General features: G+C 74.8%; 15 protein-coding genes. 4 read left to right on the top strand and 11 right to left on the bottom strand.

Annotated elements, in window-relative coordinates; all coding sequences use genetic code 11:
* Positions 1-3: 3 nt before the first annotated feature.
* The gene (locus tag QNO07_RS20070; RefSeq protein WP_283993574.1) at positions 4-390 is read right to left on the bottom strand and encodes a GntR family transcriptional regulator; all 387 of its coding nucleotides are present in this window, start codon (positions 388-390) and stop codon (positions 4-6) included.
* Between the two features lie 107 nt (positions 391-497).
* Here QNO07_RS20070 and QNO07_RS20065 point away from each other — a divergent pair, with 107 nt between their 5' ends.
* Positions 498-1,412, top strand: a complete 915-nt coding sequence (locus QNO07_RS20065) for a GNAT family N-acetyltransferase (protein WP_283993573.1) — start codon at positions 498-500, stop codon at positions 1,410-1,412.
* Between the two features lie 80 nt (positions 1,413-1,492).
* Here QNO07_RS20065 and QNO07_RS20060 read toward each other — a convergent pair whose 3' ends face one another.
* Positions 1,493-1,945, bottom strand: coding sequence for a MarR family winged helix-turn-helix transcriptional regulator (locus QNO07_RS20060; protein WP_283993572.1), 453 nt, complete (start codon positions 1,943-1,945; stop codon positions 1,493-1,495).
* A gap of 136 nt (positions 1,946-2,081) precedes the next feature.
* Here QNO07_RS20060 and QNO07_RS20055 point away from each other — a divergent pair, with 136 nt between their 5' ends.
* Positions 2,082-2,636 carry a DoxX family protein gene (locus QNO07_RS20055; protein WP_283993571.1) on the top strand — a complete coding sequence of 185 codons (555 nt, stop codon included), beginning with the start codon at positions 2,082-2,084 and terminating at the stop codon, positions 2,634-2,636.
* 7 nt (positions 2,637-2,643) lie between these two features.
* Positions 2,644-3,432: a dioxygenase family protein gene (locus QNO07_RS20050; protein ID WP_283993570.1), complete on the top strand. Its 789-nt coding sequence runs from the start codon at positions 2,644-2,646 to the stop codon at positions 3,430-3,432.
* A 59-nt stretch (positions 3,433-3,491) separates the two neighbouring features.
* Here the strand turns inward: QNO07_RS20050 and QNO07_RS20045 are convergent, their stop codons facing one another.
* From QNO07_RS20045 to QNO07_RS20020, 6 genes are all read right to left on the bottom strand, one after another.
* Positions 3,492-4,028, bottom strand: a complete 537-nt coding sequence (locus tag QNO07_RS20045) for a DUF4240 domain-containing protein (RefSeq protein WP_283993569.1) — start codon at positions 4,026-4,028, stop codon at positions 3,492-3,494.
* Positions 4,029-4,049: 21 nt separating this feature from the next.
* The gene (locus tag QNO07_RS20040) at positions 4,050-5,267 is read right to left on the bottom strand and encodes a type III PLP-dependent enzyme (protein WP_283993609.1); all 1,218 of its coding nucleotides are present in this window, start codon (positions 5,265-5,267) and stop codon (positions 4,050-4,052) included.
* Complete coding sequence (locus QNO07_RS20035) at positions 5,267-6,973, bottom strand: IucA/IucC family protein (RefSeq protein WP_283993568.1); 1,707 nt, start codon at positions 6,971-6,973, stop codon at positions 5,267-5,269. The genes QNO07_RS20040 and QNO07_RS20035 overlap by 1 nt, the downstream gene beginning before the upstream one ends.
* A 248-nt stretch (positions 6,974-7,221) precedes the next feature.
* Positions 7,222-9,105, bottom strand: coding sequence for an IucA/IucC family protein (locus QNO07_RS20030; RefSeq protein WP_283993567.1), 1,884 nt, complete (start codon positions 9,103-9,105; stop codon positions 7,222-7,224).
* Positions 9,099-10,361 (bottom strand): ATP-grasp domain-containing protein, encoded by a 1,263-nt coding sequence (locus tag QNO07_RS20025; protein WP_502961892.1) that lies wholly within the window; start codon positions 10,359-10,361, stop codon positions 9,099-9,101. Before QNO07_RS20025 ends, QNO07_RS20030 begins: the two co-directional genes overlap by 7 nt.
* A 114-nt stretch (positions 10,362-10,475) precedes the next feature.
* Positions 10,476-11,324 carry a phosphotransferase gene (locus QNO07_RS20020; RefSeq protein ID WP_283993566.1) on the bottom strand — a complete coding sequence of 283 codons (849 nt, stop codon included), beginning with the start codon at positions 11,322-11,324 and terminating at the stop codon, positions 10,476-10,478.
* A gap of 370 nt (positions 11,325-11,694) precedes the next feature.
* Here QNO07_RS20020 and QNO07_RS20015 point away from each other — a divergent pair, with 370 nt between their 5' ends.
* A complete protein-coding gene (locus tag QNO07_RS20015; RefSeq protein WP_283993565.1) occupies positions 11,695-12,855 on the top strand; it encodes a lytic polysaccharide monooxygenase auxiliary activity family 9 protein in 1,161 nt (386 codons plus the stop codon).
* A gap of 168 nt (positions 12,856-13,023) precedes the next feature.
* On the opposite strand, the gene QNO07_RS20010 is transcribed toward QNO07_RS20015, so the two are convergent.
* The 3 genes from QNO07_RS20010 to QNO07_RS20000 all read right to left on the bottom strand — a co-directional run bounded on the left by QNO07_RS20010 (position 13,024) and on the right by QNO07_RS20000 (position 18,787).
* Positions 13,024-13,920, bottom strand: a complete 897-nt coding sequence (locus tag QNO07_RS20010; protein WP_283993564.1) for an esterase/lipase family protein — start codon at positions 13,918-13,920, stop codon at positions 13,024-13,026.
* Between the two features lie 263 nt (positions 13,921-14,183).
* On the bottom strand, positions 14,184-15,323 hold the full coding sequence (locus QNO07_RS20005; protein ID WP_283993563.1) for a DNA polymerase Y family protein: 1,140 nt from the start codon (positions 15,321-15,323) through the stop codon (positions 14,184-14,186).
* Positions 15,320-18,787, bottom strand: a complete 3,468-nt coding sequence (locus tag QNO07_RS20000; RefSeq protein ID WP_283993562.1) for a DNA polymerase III subunit alpha — start codon at positions 18,785-18,787, stop codon at positions 15,320-15,322. The genes QNO07_RS20005 and QNO07_RS20000 overlap by 4 nt, the downstream gene beginning before the upstream one ends.
* Between the last annotated feature and the right edge of the window lie 66 nt (positions 18,788-18,853).

Genomic DNA, 18,853 nt, shown 5'->3' with positions numbered 1-18,853 from the left:
CTGTCAGTCCTCCGGGTAGGCGGCGCGGACAGCGGTCTCGGCGGCGGCCAGCGCGTCCGCACGGCTCAGGCCGAGCCGCGCGGCGTGCCGGGCGTACTCCAGCGCGGCGCCGGCGGCCTGCCGGGCGGCGGCGTCCCCGGCGGCGGCGACGTAGGTGCCGTTGCGGCCCCGGGTCTCCACCACCTCGTCGGCCTCCAGCGCCCGGTAGGCCTTGGCGACGGTGTTCGTGGCCAGACCGAGTTCGGCGGCGAGCCCGCGCACGGTGGGCAGCTTGTAGCCCGCCGGGAGCAGGCCGCCGCGGGCCTGCTCGGCGATCTGGGAGCGGAGCTGCTCGTAGGGCGCGGTGGCGGATTCGGGGTCGACGGTGATGCGCAGCGGCTGCGGCGGCAACGTTCTCTCCTGCGGGGAAGCTGGTGCGGGCGGGCGGTTCCGTCCTACGGGGCCGGGGTGGAAAACCTGTGGTGGGTGCGGTGGGGAGCGGCGTAGCGTGCCGCACCATGACGATAGACGTGCGCACCTTCCGTCCGCAGGACGCGGCAGCGGTGGCGGAGGTCCGCCGTCAGGTGCTGCCCTGCATGGTGGGCCGGCCGGAGAGCGTGCGGTGGGAGGTCGAGCGGGCGCCTGCGGCCCTGCGCGCGACGGTGCTGGTCGCCGAGGTCGACGGCCGGATCGTCGGTGCGACCGAGGCCGGGCTGGCGCACGCGTCGGCCGATCCCGGCGCCTGCACCGCGGTGCCCCTGGTCCTGCCCGGACACCGGCGGCGGGGTGTGGGGGCGGCGCTGCTGGCGGCGGCCGAGCGGCACCTGCGGGCGGCCGGGGGCCGGACCCTGTACGTCTGGGCCTCCGACGGCGGCGACGCGCCGGGCTTCGCCGAGCGGCGCGGTTTCCGCCGGGGCCGCAGCTCGCACTTCCTCCGGCGCGACCTGGGCGTTCCGCTGCCCGCGCCGCCGCGGCTGCCGCCGGGGACCCGGTTGTGCACCGCCGAGGACCTGGCCGCGGACCGGCGCGGGCTGTACGAGGCGGACACCGAGTGCGCGCTGGACGAGCCGGGGGACGTCCCCGGGAGCGCGCTCGGCTTCGAGGAGTGGTGCGCGGCGTACTGGGACCGGCCGGAGTTCGAGCCGGCGCTGAGCGGTGTGGTGCTGGTCGGCGGCGAGGTGGCCGCCTACAGCATCGCGCACACCGACGGCCGGGACCGCTTCTGGTCGGGCATGACGGGAACCCGCCGGGCCCACCGCGGGCAGGGGCTGGCCCGGGCCGCCAAGCACGAGGCGCTGCGTCTCGCCGCGGTGGCCGGCTACCGGTCCGCGTTCACCGGCAACGACGCGGGCAACGCCCCGATGCTGGCGGTGAACCGCTGGTTCGGTTACACCCGGGCGGCCACGGAGTGGCGGTACGTCCGGGAGTTGTGAGCCCGCGTGCCGGGACCGTCCGGCGCGCGGTGCGGGCCGGGGCCGTCCGGCGGCCGCTGGGTTCCGGTGGGGCACGGCGGTCAGCGCAGGCGCTCGCCGACCCGGCCGAGCGCCTTGGCGAGCACGGCCAGTTCGGTGCGGTCGAGCGCGTCGATCAGGACCTCGCGCACGGCGGCGACGTGACCGGGTGCAGCCTTCTCCAGCGCGCGGCGGCCCTCGTCGGTGAGCACCGCGAAGACGCCGCGCACGTCCGTCGGGCAGGACCGCCTGCGGACCAGGCCGCGCTTCTCCAGCCGGCCGATCTGGTAGGTCAGCCCGCTCTTCGAGGTGATCACGGCATGGGCCAGCTCGGACATGCGCAGGGAGTTCTCGGGGGCCTGGGACAGCAGGACCAGTACCTCGTACTGGGTGTGTGAGAGTCCCGCCTCTTCCTTGAGCTGCTGCTCCAGGCGGCGTTCCACACGGTGGCCGGCCTCCAGGAAGCCCTTCCAGGCGGCCATCTCCTGCTCGTCCAGCCAGCGTGTCTCGGTCATGTGCACCAGTCTACGCCCCTCGTTGTTCAAATTCGAACCTCAGGGTAGGCTGCCTCCACCGGGGCGCTTCAAATTTGAACCATATGCTCGAACCAGTTCCTGCCCGCGCCCCGCACCCTCACCTCGTGGAGACCGCATGCCTTCGCTCACCTCCCCCTTCACCACCGACACCCGCACGGCGCTCCCGGCCGCGGACGCGCCCTCGCGCTCGGCGCACGACGTGGGACTGCTGGTCCTGCGGATCGCCCTGGGACTGGTCATGGCGGCGCACGGCGCGCAGAAGCTGTTCGGCTGGTTCGGCGGCGGCGGTCTGGACGGGACCGCCGCGTTCTTCGGCTCCGTCGGCTACCCCGCGGCCGACACCATGGCGCTGGTGGCCGCGGTCACCGAGACCTTCGGCGGCCTGGCGCTGGCCCTCGGACTGCTGACCCCGCTGGCCGGCGCCGCGGTGTTCGGCACCATGCTCAACGCGCTGGCGGTGAAGTGGGGCGGCGGCTTCTTCGCCCCCGAGGGCGTCGAGTACGAACTGCTGCTCGCCGCCGCTGCCGCCGCCCTGGCGATCTCCGGCCCCGGCCGTCTGGCCGTCGACCGCGCCCTCCCCCGCCTGCGCGACCACCGCCTCAGCCACGGCCTCGCCGCCGTGGCCCTCGGCGCGGTGGTCGCCGGCGTCACCCTGCTGATCAGGAGCTGAGGACCCGATGGAACCGACGGCCGCACGCATGCCCGTGCTGTACCTGAGCCACGGCGCTCCGCCGCTCGCCGACGACCCGCTGTGGACCGGCCAACTGGCTTCCTGGGCCGCGGACCTGCCCAGGCCGCGTGCGGTGCTGATGGTCTCGGCACACTGGGAGTCGGCGCCTGTGGCCGTCGGAGCCACCACCGACGTACCGCTCGTGTACGACTTCTACGGCTTCCCCGAGCGGTACTACCGCGTCACCTACCCGGCGCCGGGCGCGCCCTGGCTCGCCGAGCGGGTCCGGCGGCTGCTGGGCGGGCCCGGCGCTCCCGTCCACACCGACGAGGCACGCGGCCTGGACCACGGCGCCTACGTGCCGCTGGCCGAGATGTACCCGCACGCCGACGTGCCGGTACTCCAGCTGTCCCTGCCGACACTGGCGCCCGAGGCACTGCTGCGGCTCGGCCGGCGGCTGGCACCGCTGCGGGACGAGGGCGTGCTGGTCGTCGGCAGCGGCTTCTTCACGCACAACCTCCAGGGCCTCACCTGGGGTTCCGGGGTGGACGAGGCACCGGGCTGGTCCCGGGAGTTCGACCACTGGGGACGGGAGGCGCTGGACCGCGGAGACGTGGACGCGCTGCTCGACTTCGAGCACCGCGCCCCGGCCGGCCGGATCGCGCACCCGCGCACCGAGCACTTCGCGCCGCTGTTCGTGGCGCTCGGCGCGGGCGAGAGCGACCTCACCACGCAGCGTTCCGTCATCGACGGCTACTGGGGCGGCCTCGCCAAGCGCTCAGTCCAGTGGGGCTGACGCCTGCGGATATCAGCGTGCCCCGCGCGGACGAGCGGGGGCCGGCTGCGAGTTCCCACTCACTCCGGGTGGAGGGCCGCCAGGCGCGGCAGTCGGCGGGCCATCTCACCCGGGTCGTCGAAGTCGAAGTCCCAGGCTGGGTCCAGCGGCGGGTACCGGACGGTGAACGCGGGGGCCGGGAGTTGACTGCCGGTCGCGATGACGTGTGCGTCCGAGGCGATGCCCAGCACGTCCTCACCGTCGAGCTCGAAGCCGTCGGACGCTGAAGCCCGCACGAGGGGCACTTCGGCGAGGGCATCGGGGTCAGCGACCGTGCGCTCGAAGACCTCGCGCCCCTGCGCGATCAGCCAGCCGCGGAAGTAGTCGAAGCCGTCGTCGGAGCAACCCCCGTTGACCACGTGGGCAGCGGCCCACAGCGGATTCGTGTAGGACTCGGCCATCAGGTCCCACAGCACCTGCTGAGCGGCGGCGATCTCCTCGGCCGGGTGTGCGGCCAGCAGCGAGGCCGCCCGGCGGGCCACCGCCTCCGCGTCGTCCGGGTCGGACGCCTCCTCGCGCGCTGCCCCGATGAGCTGCCAGAACTGCTGTCTGTCCATGGCCGCAGAGCATGCCACCTGCTACTGACACGCAACTGCATCGAACTGGTCGGGGCGGTCGGGGTATTCGGGGTGGTCGGAGTGATCGAGGTGGTGGAAGTCGGGCCGCGGGTGCATCAGGAAGTCGTGGTGGGAGATGTTCCAGGCGTAGGCACCGGCCAGGGCGAACGCCACCAGGTCGCCCGCCCGCAGCACGTCCACCGGCGCCGGGCCGGCCAGCACGTCCTTCGGCGTGCACAACTGGCCCGCCAGAGTGACCGGTTCACCCTCCACTGCCGGGCGCGGCCACGGATGCGGCCACTCGTCGCGCGGCAGCACGGTGAAGGGCTGACTGTGTCCCTTGGCCGCGGGAGTGCGCAGGTGGTGGGTGCCGCCGCGCAGCACGGCGAACGCCTCGCCGTGGCTGTGCTTGAGGTCGAGCACCTCGGTGACGTACCAGCCGCAGTACGCGCTCAGCGCACGGCCCGGTTCGACCCGGAAGGTGTAGCGCGGGTGCTCGCGCAGCAACCGGGCCAGGCCCGTGCCGTACCGCTCCCAGTCGAAGCGGGAGTCCGGCGCCCGGTAGTCGACGGCCATGCCGCCGCCGACGTTGACCTCGGTGAGGCCGAGCCGGTGCCGGGTGTCGAAGCGGGCCGCCCAGTCGGCGATCCGCGCGGCGGTCGCCACCAGCGTGTCGGCGTCCAGGCCGCTGGCCAGGTGCGCGTGCACACCGCGCAGCCGCAGCGCGGTTCCGTCCAGCAGCGGCAGGCACCGTTCGGCACCGCCTGGGTCCAGTCCGAACGGGCTGGGACGGCCGCCCATGGTCAGTGCCGCGGACGAGGCCGGCTGGGGCAGGTTCACCCGCAGCAGTACGTCCACCGGCCGGTCGGCCAGGTGCGCCAGCATCCGCAGCTCGTGCGCGCTCTCCAGGTGGAACCGCTCGACGCCCAGCTCCAGTGCCCGGCGCAGCTCCGCCTCGGTCTTGCCGGGCGCGCCGAACGCCAGCGGCAGCGCGGGCACCGCCTGCCGGACGTGGGCGAGTTCGGCCCCCGAGGAGACCTCGTAGCCGTTGAGGTGCGGGGCCAGCGCGCGCAGCAGGCGGGGGTCCGGGTTGGCCTTGGCCGCGTAGTACAGCTCCACCGGTCCGGGCAGCGCCTGCCGCACCCGGCGGGCGTGGTCGTCCAGCGCGACGAGGTCGTACACGTACGCCGGGAGGGCGGCCAGTGCGGCGGCGCGGGCGGCTGCCCTGCTGGTGATAATCACGGCTGGCTCCGGGGTCGGGGGGCGGTGGCGGACCGGTCGTCCGGCGCTGTGGCGGTGGGGACGGCGGGGGCGAACGGTGACGGCAGGGGCACGTAGCGGGCCTCCCGGTCGGCGGCGCGGCTCCAGCGGGTCAGCAGGTTGGCCTTCGCCGGCAGCGGCACGCCCGAGGTGAGGGCGCGCAGTTCCGGCGGGTCGCCGTGGGCCGCCCGGCGTTCGCTGAGCACCTTGGCGACGGCCGCCCACAGCGCGTTCTCCTGCTCCGGGTGCAGGTCGGCGAGCGCGGCCACCATCTCGGCCAGATGGTTGACCAGCAGGCAGTACACCACCCGGTCCCAGCCGCGCGCCCGGCGGTAGACGAGCGGACCGGCCACGTCCACGGGCAGTTCGGCGAGAGCGGCGGCGTGGTGCCGGGACAGCAGCTTGGTGCCCTCCAGGTCGCGGAAGAGCACCTGCCGCGGGTGGCCGTCCGGCCCCACACCCACCACCACGTTCTGCAGGTGGGGTTCGAGCACCACCCCGTGGTCGAAGAAGGCCGCGAGCACCGGGGGTACCAGCAGGCGCAGGTAGGTGTTCCACCAGCGCAGTGCCTCCTGCGGCCCGGCGCCCGCCAGCAGCCGTCCCACCTGTGCGTCGGAGCCGGGGTGCTCGTCGGCGACCGCGGCGGCGAGCAGCCCGGTGCTGCCCGGATGCAGCCGCGCGGCCAGGCCTTCGCGGACGATGACTCCCAGCCCTTCGGCGAGTTCACGGCTGCCGACGTCGAGCGTGCGGTAGCCCGGCTCCCGCAGCAGGTCGCAGCCGGGGAACCGGGCGGCCAGCTCGCGGGCGACCGGCTCCAGCACCCGGGTCAGGGCCACCGCCCCGGCCAGTTCGTAGTCGGCGTTCTTGCGGACGCAGTTGGTGATGCGGACGTTGAGGCTGAACTTGAGGAAGTCCCGCCCGTCGTAGAGCGTCCGCACGGAGGCCGTCGGGGCGAACGGCACCCGGCCGGTCCCGAGGTCGATCACGTGCCGCCGCAGCCGGGCGGCGTGCAGTCCGGCGTGGTCGCGCAGCATGGCGTACTGCCAGGGGTGGGTGGGCAGCAGCCGGTAGCCGGGGGGCGCGGCGCCCTGCCGGTCCAGCGCGGCGAGCGCATCGGGCACGGCGGTCTGCTCGCGGACCAGGTCGGCGCGCACCGCGAGCAGCCGCAGCGGAAAGCGCGCACCCGCCTCGGGAGCGTAGCGGGCCCAGTCCTCCTCACTGCCGCCCCTGGCCTTGGGTGTGGGGTGGAAGCGGTGGCCGTGGCGCAGCGACTGCTCGGACGCCAGGTAGGGATCGTCCTGCGGCACCGGCCTTCCTGCCATGGCGGCCGCCTGCCCGGCCCGGCTGGCCGCGACCTGGGCCAGGAACTCGTCGTTGCGGTACCCGGTGGCTAGGTGCAGCTCGCGCTCGATGCGGGAGGCCAGTGCGTGCCAGGGCAGTTCGGTCCACCTCCCGGGCCGCTGCTCGGACACCGGCCCGCGGAAGCGGTGCGCCCCGGTCGGCGAGACGCGCCGCAGTCCGACCGCGAGCCGCACTCCGGTGCGGGGCAGCCGCAGTAGGAGCCGACCGCCGTCCACTCGGTGGTGCTCGGGACCGCAGACCTCCCGCAGCAGGCAGTTCAGCAGGGTGTGGCACACGACGTCGTCCGCGGAGACGGGAGCGGTACGCGGCAGGGCGGAGGGCATCGGGGCTCCTACGGGTGCAAGGAGGATGTGCGAGCGGACCCCGGCCTGACGCGGGGCGGACGGCGGGTCGGTGCGGGGCGCAGGGTACGGCGTACGGGTGCGGTGGTGGACGGTTCGGCGGGCGTACGGGACCGGACGAGCCTATGCACTCGGTGTCGCCCGCCTGTCTGCTCCGCGGTCGTCCGCCACCGTGGCAACCTGCCCGCGCCGGCCTGGGCGGAACGCGCGGCGGGCCGGTGGCGGAGGCGTCAAGGCAGCTTTTCCCGTATGTAGTTGGGGCCGGTGACGTAGTACTTGTTGACGTCGGCGGCGCGGGTGCGGTCCTTGGGCAGCAGCGTGCCCGCGGTGAGCATCGCCTTGACCGGGAGGCGGTCGGCGTCCAGCACCCGGGCGCGCAGGATCGCGGCGCTCCCGCCCGGCTCGCCGTCGAGCCGGTCGACGGCCTCGCTCAGCAGGTCACGCAGCCGGCCCAGCAGGTCGGGCAGCGGTGCGCGGCCGAGCCGGGCCAGTTCGAACAGCGGGGCCGCCGCGCACAGGTGGAGTGTGATGGTGGTGAGTAGGTCGGCGATCGGGAGGTCGGCGCCGGTCAGTACCCGGCGGTCGGCGAACCCGCACAGGTCGGCGGCCGTGCCGCCGCCGAGGCGGGCCGCCAGCCGTCCGGTGTGCACCCGGGGGCTGTCGTTGTCCTTCAGCAGCAGGCGCAACCGGGTACGGCCGGCGGGCGCGTCGAGCACGAGCGAGGTGTTCTGCTGGTGGGACTCCAGTGCCACGCCGTAGCCGAAGAGAGTGGTGTGCAGGTCCAGCAGCAGCCGCAGGTAGGCGTCGAGCAGCGCCGGCAGGTCGCCGCCGTAGTAGCGGGCGGCCAGGTCGTCGGCGACCGTGGCGCCGTCGGGCAGCGGGGCGAGCAGGGCCGCGGCGGACACCACGTGGGCGTCGTCCAGGCCGGCCGGCATGCGCCGCACCAGCACGCCCAGCAGGTCGTGCCCGGCCGACAGGTGGGTGTGCTCGTCGGCGAGCAGCACCCGCGTGGTGAGGCGTGTTTCACGTGCGAGCAGGTGGGTGAGCAGCCGCTGGCCCGCGCTGCCGTCGACGAGGCTGCCGGGGGTGATCGTCCGCCGGTTCCGCATGCCCAGGGTCGCGGTGGCGAGTGGCAGCTTGAGGTGCGTGCGGGGGTCGTCGAGTACGGCGACGGTGCGCATCGACAGGGTGGGACGGACGCGGACGCGTGCCGGGCCCGCCAACCGGGCCCCGCTGAGCGTCGCTTCGCGCAGTGCGGCGGCCAGCGCGGGACCGGCGGTGAGCGGATGCACCGGGAGTGCCAGATGGCCGGGGCCGCAGTCGGGCAGGCCGAGGCTCTGCGGGGTGGGCCACCAGCCGGGCAGCCCCTGCCCGGGGAACAGCTCCGCGGACGGGGTCCGGGAAAGGCCGGGCCGGGTCGCGCACCGCACCGCGCCGGCCGGCAGCACGAGCCAGTTCAGGGCGAACTGCGGATGGAACTCCGGGGCGTAGTCGCGCAGTTGGCTGGTGCTGAGTCCGGTGCGGGCACGGGCCGTCGGGTACACGGGGTGCTCGCGGGCCGCGGCGAGCGCGTCGTGGGTGAGTGAGCCGGGAAGCCCGAGCCGGGGTGCGGTCGCCAGCTGGGCCCGGACGCGGGGGTGTTGGCGCTCGTATGCCCGGGTCGCGGCGAGCGCTTCGGCGCACTCGGCGGCGAAGGCGTCGAAGCCGGGAAGATCCTCGGCTGGCACCACGGTCCGCAGCAGCGCAAGCACCTCGGGCAGGGTGCGGCGGGGGCCGTCCGGCGTCTCCAGCAGGCCCTCCCTGGCGGCGAGCTCGCACTGGTGGCCGTCCGGTCCGACCGGCAGCAGGACCTGGCCACCGGGCAGCGGCAGCCGCAGCAGGTCGCCGTCCGGGCGGTGAACCGGCGTCGCCCGGCTGCGCAGCCGGTAGGCGTCCTCTCGGAGCAGCGCGGAGAGCACCCGGCGCAGCAGGTCGCCCTGCGCGGGGTCGGCGTCGGCGTCGGAGAGGGCGGGTACGGCCTGGGCGGGTCCGGTCTGGGCGGAGTCGGTCCGCGCCGAATCGGCATGAGCGGCGTAGACCTGAGCAGGGCCGGCCTGAGCCGGATCGGTCAGCACGGGGTGATCTCCCAGCGGTGCGCGGCGAGGAAGTCCCGGACGGCTGCCTCGACACGCCGCTGGTCGCTGCCGGTGGCGCGCAGCACCCCGAGGAAGTCCCGGTTGGTGCGGTACACGGGGTGCGTCTCGCCGACGGCCCGCAGCGGGCGGTAGTCGAGCCGCACCCCGCCGGCCTCGGTGCGGGCGGCGGGCGGGGCTGCGGTGAGCCGTCCGGGCCGGTCCGCCAGCACGTACTCCATGACGGCGCGGCCGTCGGTCCGCGCGCCCAGCGACCGGGGCAGCTCATGCCCCAGGTGCACGGAGAGGATGTGCTCGAACAGCGGCACGTCGAGGAGTTCGGCCAGCACCAGGTCGCACTGGTCGCCGATGGCGCGGTAGTTGACCTCGATGATGCGGGCCCGGTCGCCCTGCACGACGTACTCGGTGTGGCAGGCCCCGAGCCCGACGCCCAGGACACGCAGTTGGTCGAGCAGTCGCGCGGTGTGCGGCTCGGGGAGGGCGGGGAGCAGCCGCAGACGTTCCTCGACGAAGTGCGGCGGCGGCGAGAGTTCGGTGCGGAACCCGGCCAGGGCGTGCAGGGTGCGCCCGTCGCCGAGGGTCTCCAGGGTGTGCAGCTCGCCGTCCAGGTACTCCTCCACGATCAGCGCGTCCGCAGGCCGCCGCGCCCGGATCTCCCGGCAGCGGCGCATCAGTTCGGTGCGGTCCGCGCAGCGGAAGACGTCCTCGCTCGCGACGCCCTCCCGCGGCTTGACCACACACGGCCAGGGCGGTTCGGGCAGTTCGGCGGGGTCGTCGCCGGGCAGTAGTTCGTGGTGCGCCACGGTGTCGGCTCCGGCGGCGGCGAGCGCGCGGCGAAGCTGCGCCTTGTTCTTGCAGCGCAGCGCCGCCCGCCAGTCCTTGCCGGGCAGGCCGAGGAAGTCGGCGGCGAGCGCGGCCTGCGTCTGCAGGTGGTCGCTGTTGGTGAAGACCGCGTCGGTGCCGCCGCCCGCCTCGATCCGGTCCAGGACTTGACGGAAGTCCCGCACCTCGCAGTGCACGACGGACAGTTCGGGGTGACGCTCGCGGTGTGCGGCAGGCTGGTCGGTCAGCAGTGTGACGTCCAGGCCGAGCCGCCCGGCGGCGGGCAGAAAACCCTCGGACACCGAGTCGGTGGGATTGAGGGCGAGCAGATGGAGCCTGCGCGGGGGCGCGGCGGAAGCTGCGGACCCCGGCCGACGCGCACCGGACCCGTTCTGCGGAAGATCGTCCATGCTCACGGGGAGACATTAGGTTAGGTAACCCTAATCCTGTCAATTCGGCCTGCTCAGCCCGAGTTTGACGTTCCCTCGGCTGGCGCGTGAATCTCGTGTCCGCCACCCGTAGCGGAGCACTCACCGCCGACCAGCCGACGGCCCGCGTCGGACGGTTTCGATCGTCCGCGTGTAGCGCGCCGCCTCCTCCTCCGTGACCCTGGCGGTGGGGCCGGCGAGCCGCCCGGCCGCGACCAGCCGGAAGAGCAGGGCCCGGACAAGGAGCTGTGTCCAGTCCGGGCATTCGCCCGGGCGGGCCAGGAGCGTACGGGGAGCGTCGAACCACAGCAGGCCGTCCGCCACCACAACCGCCTCGGCGTAGACCGGGGGCCGCCAGTAGGGCGAGAAGTCGATCACCCCGGGCGGCTCCCCCGCAGCCAGCAGAACGTTGCCGGTCAGATCGCCGTGCACGAGCTGGACGGGCAGCCGCACCGGACGTCTCAGCGCCAGCAGGGCCGCGTACGGATCGGCGAGCTGTGCGGGCACATCGGTCTCCTCCTCACCCCACGCCACCCGGTCGGCAACCGCCCAGGGATGCGTCCGCCGGCTGAGGAACGCCGGGCACGGCACGTCACTCAGCGCGGCGTGGAAGGCACGGCCGGCGGCCAGCACCTCGTGCCAGTGCCCCGCCGGGCCCGGTCGCCCGCTCAGCAGTTCGCAGCCGGTCCACCCGTCGACCACGCTCCGCCCGTCGGCGGCCCGAAGCGGCCGCGGGACTCGGAAGCCCCCGGCACCGGCAAGGAGCCTTTCGTATACCGATGCCGCCCACTCAGCCTCCTCCTCCGTACCGTCGACAGGCTTGAGGACGACGTTGCCGACACGCACGCTCAGCCCTCGGCCACCCGGCAGCGGGACGACGGTGCCGCCCACCGCGAAGGCGTCCAGCACGGATGGCGGCGGCAGGGCACGGGCGGCCCGAGGTCCGGTCATGCGGGCATCCTGCCTCCGCGTATGGCGGTCCCGCATCCGGGATTCCTGCCGCACCCGCCTCTCCGGAGGGCTTCCGGGGCGGTGCGCCGGGACAGTTCCGCCCAGTCGGTCGCAGGCGATGGCGGGGTGCCGGGCGGCGGGGTCCTTAACCGGCTTTGAGTGGCTCCTTAAGCGGGTCATAAAGATCGGCCGCCGAGGGCCGGATCGGCCGAAAGGGCTGGTCGGCGGGGCTAGCGTGCTGACTGTCCGAGACCGTCGCGGCATCGCGGCGGCAGCGGACCGCCGACCCGCACCCCGGGTCGACGCCCCGCCGAAGGCCCGGCCCCGGCGGGGCGTCCGCTCTCCCCACGTTGTCTAAGGAGCCACCTCGATGACCGCTCGTCGCAAGGCCGCCGCGATAGCCGCACTGGGCGTCGCCCCGCTCGCCCTCACCGGGCTCACCGCGTCCCCGGCCGCCGCGCACGGCTCGATGTCGGATCCGGTGAGCCGGGTGGCGGCCTGCTTTGCCGAGGGCCCAGAGAGCCCGAAGTCCGCGGCCTGCAAGGCGGCCGTCGCCGCCAGCGGCACCCAGGCGTTCTACGACTGGAACGAGGTCAACATCGGTGACGCCGCCGGGCGGCACCGCCAGATCATCCCGGACGGCAAGCTCTGCTCGGCCGGACGGGACAAGTACAAGGGCCTGGACCTGCCGCGTGCCGACTGGCCCGCCTCCTCGCTCAACAGCGGCGCGCACACGTTCCAGTACAAGGCGACCGCCCCGCACAAGGGGTCCTTCGAGCTCTACATCACCAAGGACGGCTACGACCCGGGCAAGCCGCTCACCTGGGCCGACCTGGAGACGACCCCCTTCGCCAAGGTGGCCGACCCGCAGCTGCAGAACGGCGCCTACGTCTTCCAGGGCACCGTGCCGCAGAAGTCCGGCCGCCACCTGATCTACAGCATCTGGCAGCGCTCGGACAGCCCCGAGGCCTTCTACACCTGCTCCGACGTCACCTTCGGCGGCAGCGGCAGCGGCGGCAGCGGCGGCAGCAACGGGTCGGGCACCGCCGGCTCGACCACCGGCGGCACCACCGGTGGCTCGGCGGAGGGCGGTTCCGGGTCGGGCGGCTCGACGGGTGGCGGCTCCGGCGACTCGACCGGCGGCACCGGCAGCCCGGCGGACGACCAGCCGGCCGCACCCACCGAGGAGCAGGTGGAACAGCACCGCGACAAGTCCACCGTCGACCACGACGGGCACGGCGGCGACCAGCACGGCGGCAAGCAGGACGACGCCGAGGGGGCGAAGCAGAAGGGCGGCGCGGAAGGCGAGGCCGAGGGCGCCGAGCCGCAGGGCGGCGCTGAGCCGACCGGTTCCGCGGACTCCGGCGAGGACCAGGAGAAGGTCTCGGCGGAGCAGGTGAACCTCGCGGAGACCGGCGGCGAGGAGAACACCACGATGATCGCCGCAGGCGGCGCCGCCGCCCTGCTGCTGGGCGCCGGCGTGGTCCTGGCGACCATGCGCCGCCGGGCCCTGGGCCGCCACCGCGGCTGACGAACGTCCGGCCGCCCGCCCCGGCCGGTCGACCGGGCGCCGCCGCCAGGGGGAGGTCATCCCGTGGGCGGCGGCGCCTGCGGTCCGCCGCCGACCGGTGGGGCTCTTGCGCCCCGCCGGTCGGCGGGTGCGGCCGGCTGCCCTTCGGGGCGGCCGGCCGCTTCTGTGTCAGGACAGGCAGGTGGTGCGTCTTGCGGTCGCAGGGTCGAGGGCGTTGGCGGTCTCCTGCCAGGTCATGCGGTCCAGCAGGGCGATGGCCAGGTGCTCGGAGATGTTGAGCGGGCACAGGTCCTGGAGCAGGACGTTGCGCACTCCTGGCTCGTTGAGGAACTGCGTCCGGTAGGGCGTCACCACCTGGTCGTAGCGGGTGGCGATCACCGTGTACCGGACCCCGGGCACGGTGCCTCCGCCCTCGTTGAGCCGGGTGAGGAACGGCGAGCCGGCGATCTGGTCGGACAGCGCGGGGGCGAGCCCGCCGATCGCCTTCTCCGCGCCGGGGAACAGCTTGAGCAGCCGGGTCAGGCCGTGCACGTCGGATCCGTGGTTGCTCGGGGCGATGCCGACCAGGGCGTTGACCTTGTCCGCGCCGCCGAGGAACTTCAGGTAGTGGCGCGGCATCATGCCGCCCTGCGAGTGCCCGACGATGTCGACCTTGCGGGTGCCGGTCGCGGCCAGCACCCGGTCGACGAACGCGGACAGCTGCCCGGCCGACTGCTCCACCGGGCCCAAGCCGTGGAAGAACGGCACGCCGGGCAGCTGCCCGTAGTCGAGGGAGAAGACGCAGTAGTCGCGCCGGACCAGGTAGGGGGCCAGCCCGAGCCAGTTGTCGACGGAGTTGCCGAGGGTGCCGTGGACGAGCACCACCGCGCGGGGATGCTTGGCCGAGGGCTTGCAGGACCAGTTGTTCCAGCCCTTGCTCGTGGTGTAGGTGGTCGATGCTGAGGTCGTGGTGGCCGTGGGGGCGGCAGCGGGCTGCGCGGAAGCCGCAGCCGGCACCAGGGAGATCGTCACCGCGAGCGCGACTGCTCCCAGCAGTCCGCGCGCACGTGCCCAGGACAGCTTCATGGAACTCCTCTGTTGGCCTGAGAGGGGGGTGAGGCGTTCCAGCGCCGCGGGTCCGGACCACGTGTTGCTGAATCTGTGTCAATTTACGCACGGGTAACGTGGTGGGAACAGGATCGTTACCGTGAAGAAAACCGCACACTGCCTTCACCGCCCGGGGCGGTTCGCCCGCTCATCCGGCTGACGCCCGACGGCTGTCCCGCAGCTGCGCGGGAGCCTCTCAGCGGCGTGCGGGGGTTGCGGGCTGTGCGGGCTGTGCTGGGGACTCAGGCCGCGTCGCCGAGCACCGCCGCGGGGTGGGCCGCCGCCGCACCGAACCGGGACCGGGCCCGGTCGGCCGCCGCCTCCGCACGGCGCGCCTTCTCCTCCCCCGGGTCCAGCGAGAGCTGCCGGGCGGCGAGGGCCGCCGCGGTGAGGTCCTCGGCCCGCAGCGACAGGCCCCGCACCCGGGCGCGCTGGAGGCCGAGCGAGTCGTGCAGGGCGTAGGCGGCCGTGGTGAGCGCCGGAGTGTGGGAGGTCGGTTCGGGCAGCGCCCGGGTACGGGTCGTGGTGGAGCGGTCGGCGTAGCGCACGGTCAGCGTGAGCGCCCGTGCCACCTGGCCCTCGTCCCGCATCCGGAACCCCAGCTCGTCGGCGAGTGTGAGCAGCGCGCGGCGCCGCCGGTCGGCGTCCAGTTCCTGGTGCGCGAAGCGGTGCTCGGCCGCGGTGGAGCGGGCGGGCGCACTGGGCACGACGGAGCCCGGGTCCGCCCCTTCGGCGCTCTGCCGCACCCGGCGGGCGGTGGAGGCGCCGAGGATGCGCTGCAGCGTGGCGGGCGGTGCGGCGGCGACCCGGCCGATGGTGTCCAGTCCGTAGTCGCACAGCGCGCGGGCCGTCTTCGGCCCGACGCCGTGCAGCGCGGCCACCGGGCGGTCACGCAGGAAGGCGGCGACGGTGGACGGGTCGGCGGCCACCTCGGTGACCCGTCCCGGCGGTCCGGCCTGCGCGGCCATCCGGGCGAGCAGCGGGTTGCCGGCCACGCCGACGGTGCAGTCCACCCCGTGCCGGGCGAGCGAGCGGACCCGGAGCATCTCCGCCAGTTCCGCGGCCGTCCGGTCGAAGTAGCGCAGCGCGCCTCGCACGTCGGCCAGCGCGGCGTCCGGTGGCAGCGCCTGCACCACCGGCGTGAGGTCGGCCAGCAGTTCCAGCAGTTCGGGGTAGCGCTCCCCGGCGGCCCCCGGCCCGAAGTGCACGTACAGCACGTGCACCGGCCCGCCCTGCCCGCCCGGCACGCCCTCCTGCACGCCTTCCTGCACACGGCCCCGCACACCGGCCGCGTTCTGGACGCCCAGACCGCCCGGCACGCCCTGCCCGCCCGGACCGTCCAGCCCGCCCGGCACGCCCTCTCCCGGTCCGGCGGGCGTCATCCCGCGCTCCCCGGGCTGGCGTGCCACAGCCGCCGGCTCTGCTTCACCGGCTCACCGGGCGGCTGGAGGTCGGCCCAGGGGTGCAGCCGGTAGCCCGTCTCCAGCTCGATGCTGCGCCCCGCGCCGCCCCGGTCGGCCGCCGCGGGGTCCCGCCCGGCCGCCGGTGCGGCCCGGCCCGATCCGCCGCGCTCCTCGCGGAGGGCCTCCCCCTCGGGCTGCTCCGCCAGGCGGGCGGCGACCGCCTCCAGGCCGCCGGTGCGGCGCAGCTCGACCAGTTCGGCGAGGTCCCAGGCGGCGGCGCCGACCACGCTGAAGCTGCGCGGGCCGCGGCGCTGCACCACCCCGCGGACCAGCAGGAGCCAGGAGTGGAAGACGGTGTGCGCGCAGGCGGCGTGGCTGTCCTCGAAGAACGCCAGGTCCGCCAGGCCGGTGCCGTCGTCCAGGGTCACGAAGACGACCCGCCGCCCGGACCGGATGGGGGGCGTCTGGGTGGCGGCCTTGGCGCCGGCGACCAGGACGGTGTCCCCGTGCCGGGCGTCCCGCAGCCGCCGGGCGGAGAGCACGCCCAGCTCCTCCAGGAACTTCCGGTGGTCGCCCATCAGGTGCCGGGAGGCGTCCAGTCCGAGCACTCCCAGCTCGGCGCCCAGCCGCTCGTCGCGGTCCAGGTCGGGCAGGCCGGCGGGCACCGGCGCGCCCGCGTCGGCCAGCGGCAGCTGCGCCGGTCCGGCGGCGGGCCGGCGGCCGCGGTGCAGTTCGGCGATCTGGAGCAGCAGGTCTCGGCGGTTGCCGCCGAAGGCGTCCAGCGCCCCGACCCGGGCCAGGTTCTCGGCGACCGGGCGGGGCGGGCGGGCCCGGTCGAGCAGGTCGGCCAGGCCCGAGTAGGGCCGCCCGTCGGCGATCCGCCGCGCGTCGGTCTCGCGGATGCCGCGCACCTCACCGAGGGCCAGCCGCACTCCCCACACCCCCGACTCGGACTCCAGTTCGATTCGATAGGCGACGTCGGACCGGTTCACGTCCAGCGGCAGCACCGGCACACCGCGCCGGCGGGCGTCGGCGAGCAGCAGCCGCTTGGGGTACATGCCGGGGTCGTGGGTGAGCAGCCCGGCGTAGAAGGCCGCCGGGTGGTGCGCCTTGAGCCAGGCGGACTGGTACGTGGGGACGGCGAAGGCGACGGCGTGCGCCTTGCAGAAGCCGTAGGCGCCGAACGCCTCGACGATCTCCCAGGTCCGGGCCACCACGTCGGGGCGGTAGCCGTTGCGCGCCGCCTCACGTTCGAACCAGGTCCGGATGCGCGGCTTCAGCTCGGCACTGCCCAGCGCCCGCCGGGTCTCGTCGGCGAAGGACAGGCCGCAGCCGGTCAGCACGTCCAGCATGCCGATGACCTGTTCGTGGAAGACCACCACCCCGCAGGTGTCCCTCAGCACCGGCTCCAGGTCCTCGTGGGGGTAGCGGACCGGCGCCCGGCCGTGCCGGGCCTCGATGAACGGGCGCACCATGTCGGCGGAGACGGGGCCGGGACGGAACAGCGAGATGTCCACCACCAGGTCGTGGAACCGGGACGGCTGGAGGCGCCCGATCAGGTCCCGCTGGCCGGGCGACTCGATCTGGAAGCAGCCGAGCGTCTCGGTGGAGCGGATCAGCTCGTACGTCGGTGCGTCGTCGGCGGGTACCGCGTCCAGGTCGAGGGGCCGGCCGGTGACCCGCTGCACCTCCTGCACCGCGTGGGCCATCGAGGACTGCATGCGCACCCCCAGCACGTCCAGTTTGAGCAGTCCCATCCGCTCCACGTCGTCCTTGTCGAACTGGGACATGGCGAAGCCCTCCCCGCTGGTGGGCACCACCGGGGTGCGGCGGCGCAGGGACGCGTCGGACAGCAGCACCCCGCACGGGTGCATGGCGACCCCCCGCACCAGGCCGTCCAGCGCCTCGACCAGCTCCCACATACGCGGTCCGTAGCGGTCGGGGTCGATGCCGCGCAGTTCGGGCAGCTCGGCCAGCGCGGTGCGGGCGTCACCGGCCCGGATGTGCGGGAACGCCTTGGCCAGCCGGTCCACCTCCGCCGGGTCGACCCCCAGGGCCGCGCCGACGTCGCGCACCGCGTGCCGCACCCGGTAGGTCTCCGGCATGGCGACGGTGGCCACCCGCTGCCCCCCGAACCGGTCGAAGACCGCGCGGTAGACCTCCAGCCGGCGCGCCGACTCCACGTCGATGTCGATGTCGGGGAGCGCCTTGCGCCGCTCGGAGAGGAAACGCTCCATCAGCAGACCGTGCTCCATCGGGTCCGCCGTCGCGACGCCCAGCAGGTGGTTGACGAGTGAGCCCGCGCCGGAGCCGCGCGCGGCGACCCGGACGCCCAGGTCGCGCACGTCGTCCACGACCTGCGCGACGGTGAGGAAGTACGAGGCGAAGCCGTGGCCGTCGATCACCCGCAGCTCGTCCTCCAGCCGCCGCCAGCGCCGGGGGTCGCGGTCGTAGCGGCGGACCACCATCGCAGCGGCGCAGCGCGAGCGCAGCACCCGTTCGGCGGTCCGGTCGCCCACCCCGGCGAGGTGCGGCTCGGGGAAGTGCGCCGTGCCCACTCCGAGGTCGTCGCCGGAGTCCACCCGGCACGCGGCGGCCGTCTCCTCGGTCCTGGCCAGCAGCAGGTGCGCGTCCCGCCGCCGGAATCCCGCCGCGGTGGCGATCCGCTCGGCGTCCTCGGCCATCTCCCGGGCGCCCTTCAGCCAGCGCCGGCCCTCATCCAGGCCCCGGCGGGGGTCGATGGGCACCAGCCGGCGGGCCGCGTCGAGCACGTCGGCGACCGGGCCCTGCCCGGAGTCGGCGTAGCGCACGGCGTTGGTCAGCACCGGGGTGACCCGCTGCTCGGCGGCCAACCCCAGCATCCGGGCGGCGTCCCGCAGCGGCGCGGACCCCACCACCTCCAGGCGCAGGGCCGCGCCGAAGACCTCACGCCAGCGGCCCAGCAGCCGGGCGGCCCGGTCCGGGCGGCCGGCGGCCAGCGCCCGGCCGACGTCGGACGCCGGCCCCAGCAGGACCGTCAGCCCTGCGGCGGGGACCTGCTCCCAGCCCAGCCGCGGCTGCGCGGCGTCGTTCGCGTGGGCGTCGGTGACCAGCCTGCACAGCTCGGCCCAGCCCGCCGCGCCGTCGCGGGCGAGGAACACCGCCCGCTGGGCGGGCTCGTCGACGAACGCGCCGCCGCGGACCGGGGTGCGGCGCCGGACCGCCCCGCCGCGGGGCTGCTCGGGCGGCTCAGCCACCGCGAGGTCCACCCCGTACAGCGCACGCAGCCCGGCCCGCTCGCAGGCCGCACCGAAGCGCATGGTGCCGGCGAGGGTGTCCCGGTCGGTCAGCGCGAGGGCGTCCATGCCCCGTTCGGCGGCCCGGTCGACGAGCCGCTCGGGGTGCGAGGCGCCGTACCGCGTCGAGAAGCCGGACACGGCATGCAGGTGCGTAAACCCGCCCATCCGCACCTCCCTGCCACTCGGCCACCCCCAGCCCGTTGCGACTCATCCGTCCTCGTAGCACCACCA

Origin of the sequence: Streptomyces sp. 549 (genome assembly GCF_030124175.1) — a bacterium.
Classification (GTDB): Bacteria; Actinomycetota; Actinomycetes; order Streptomycetales; family Streptomycetaceae; genus Streptomyces.
This window is presented reverse-complemented; position numbering and strand designations above follow the sequence as displayed.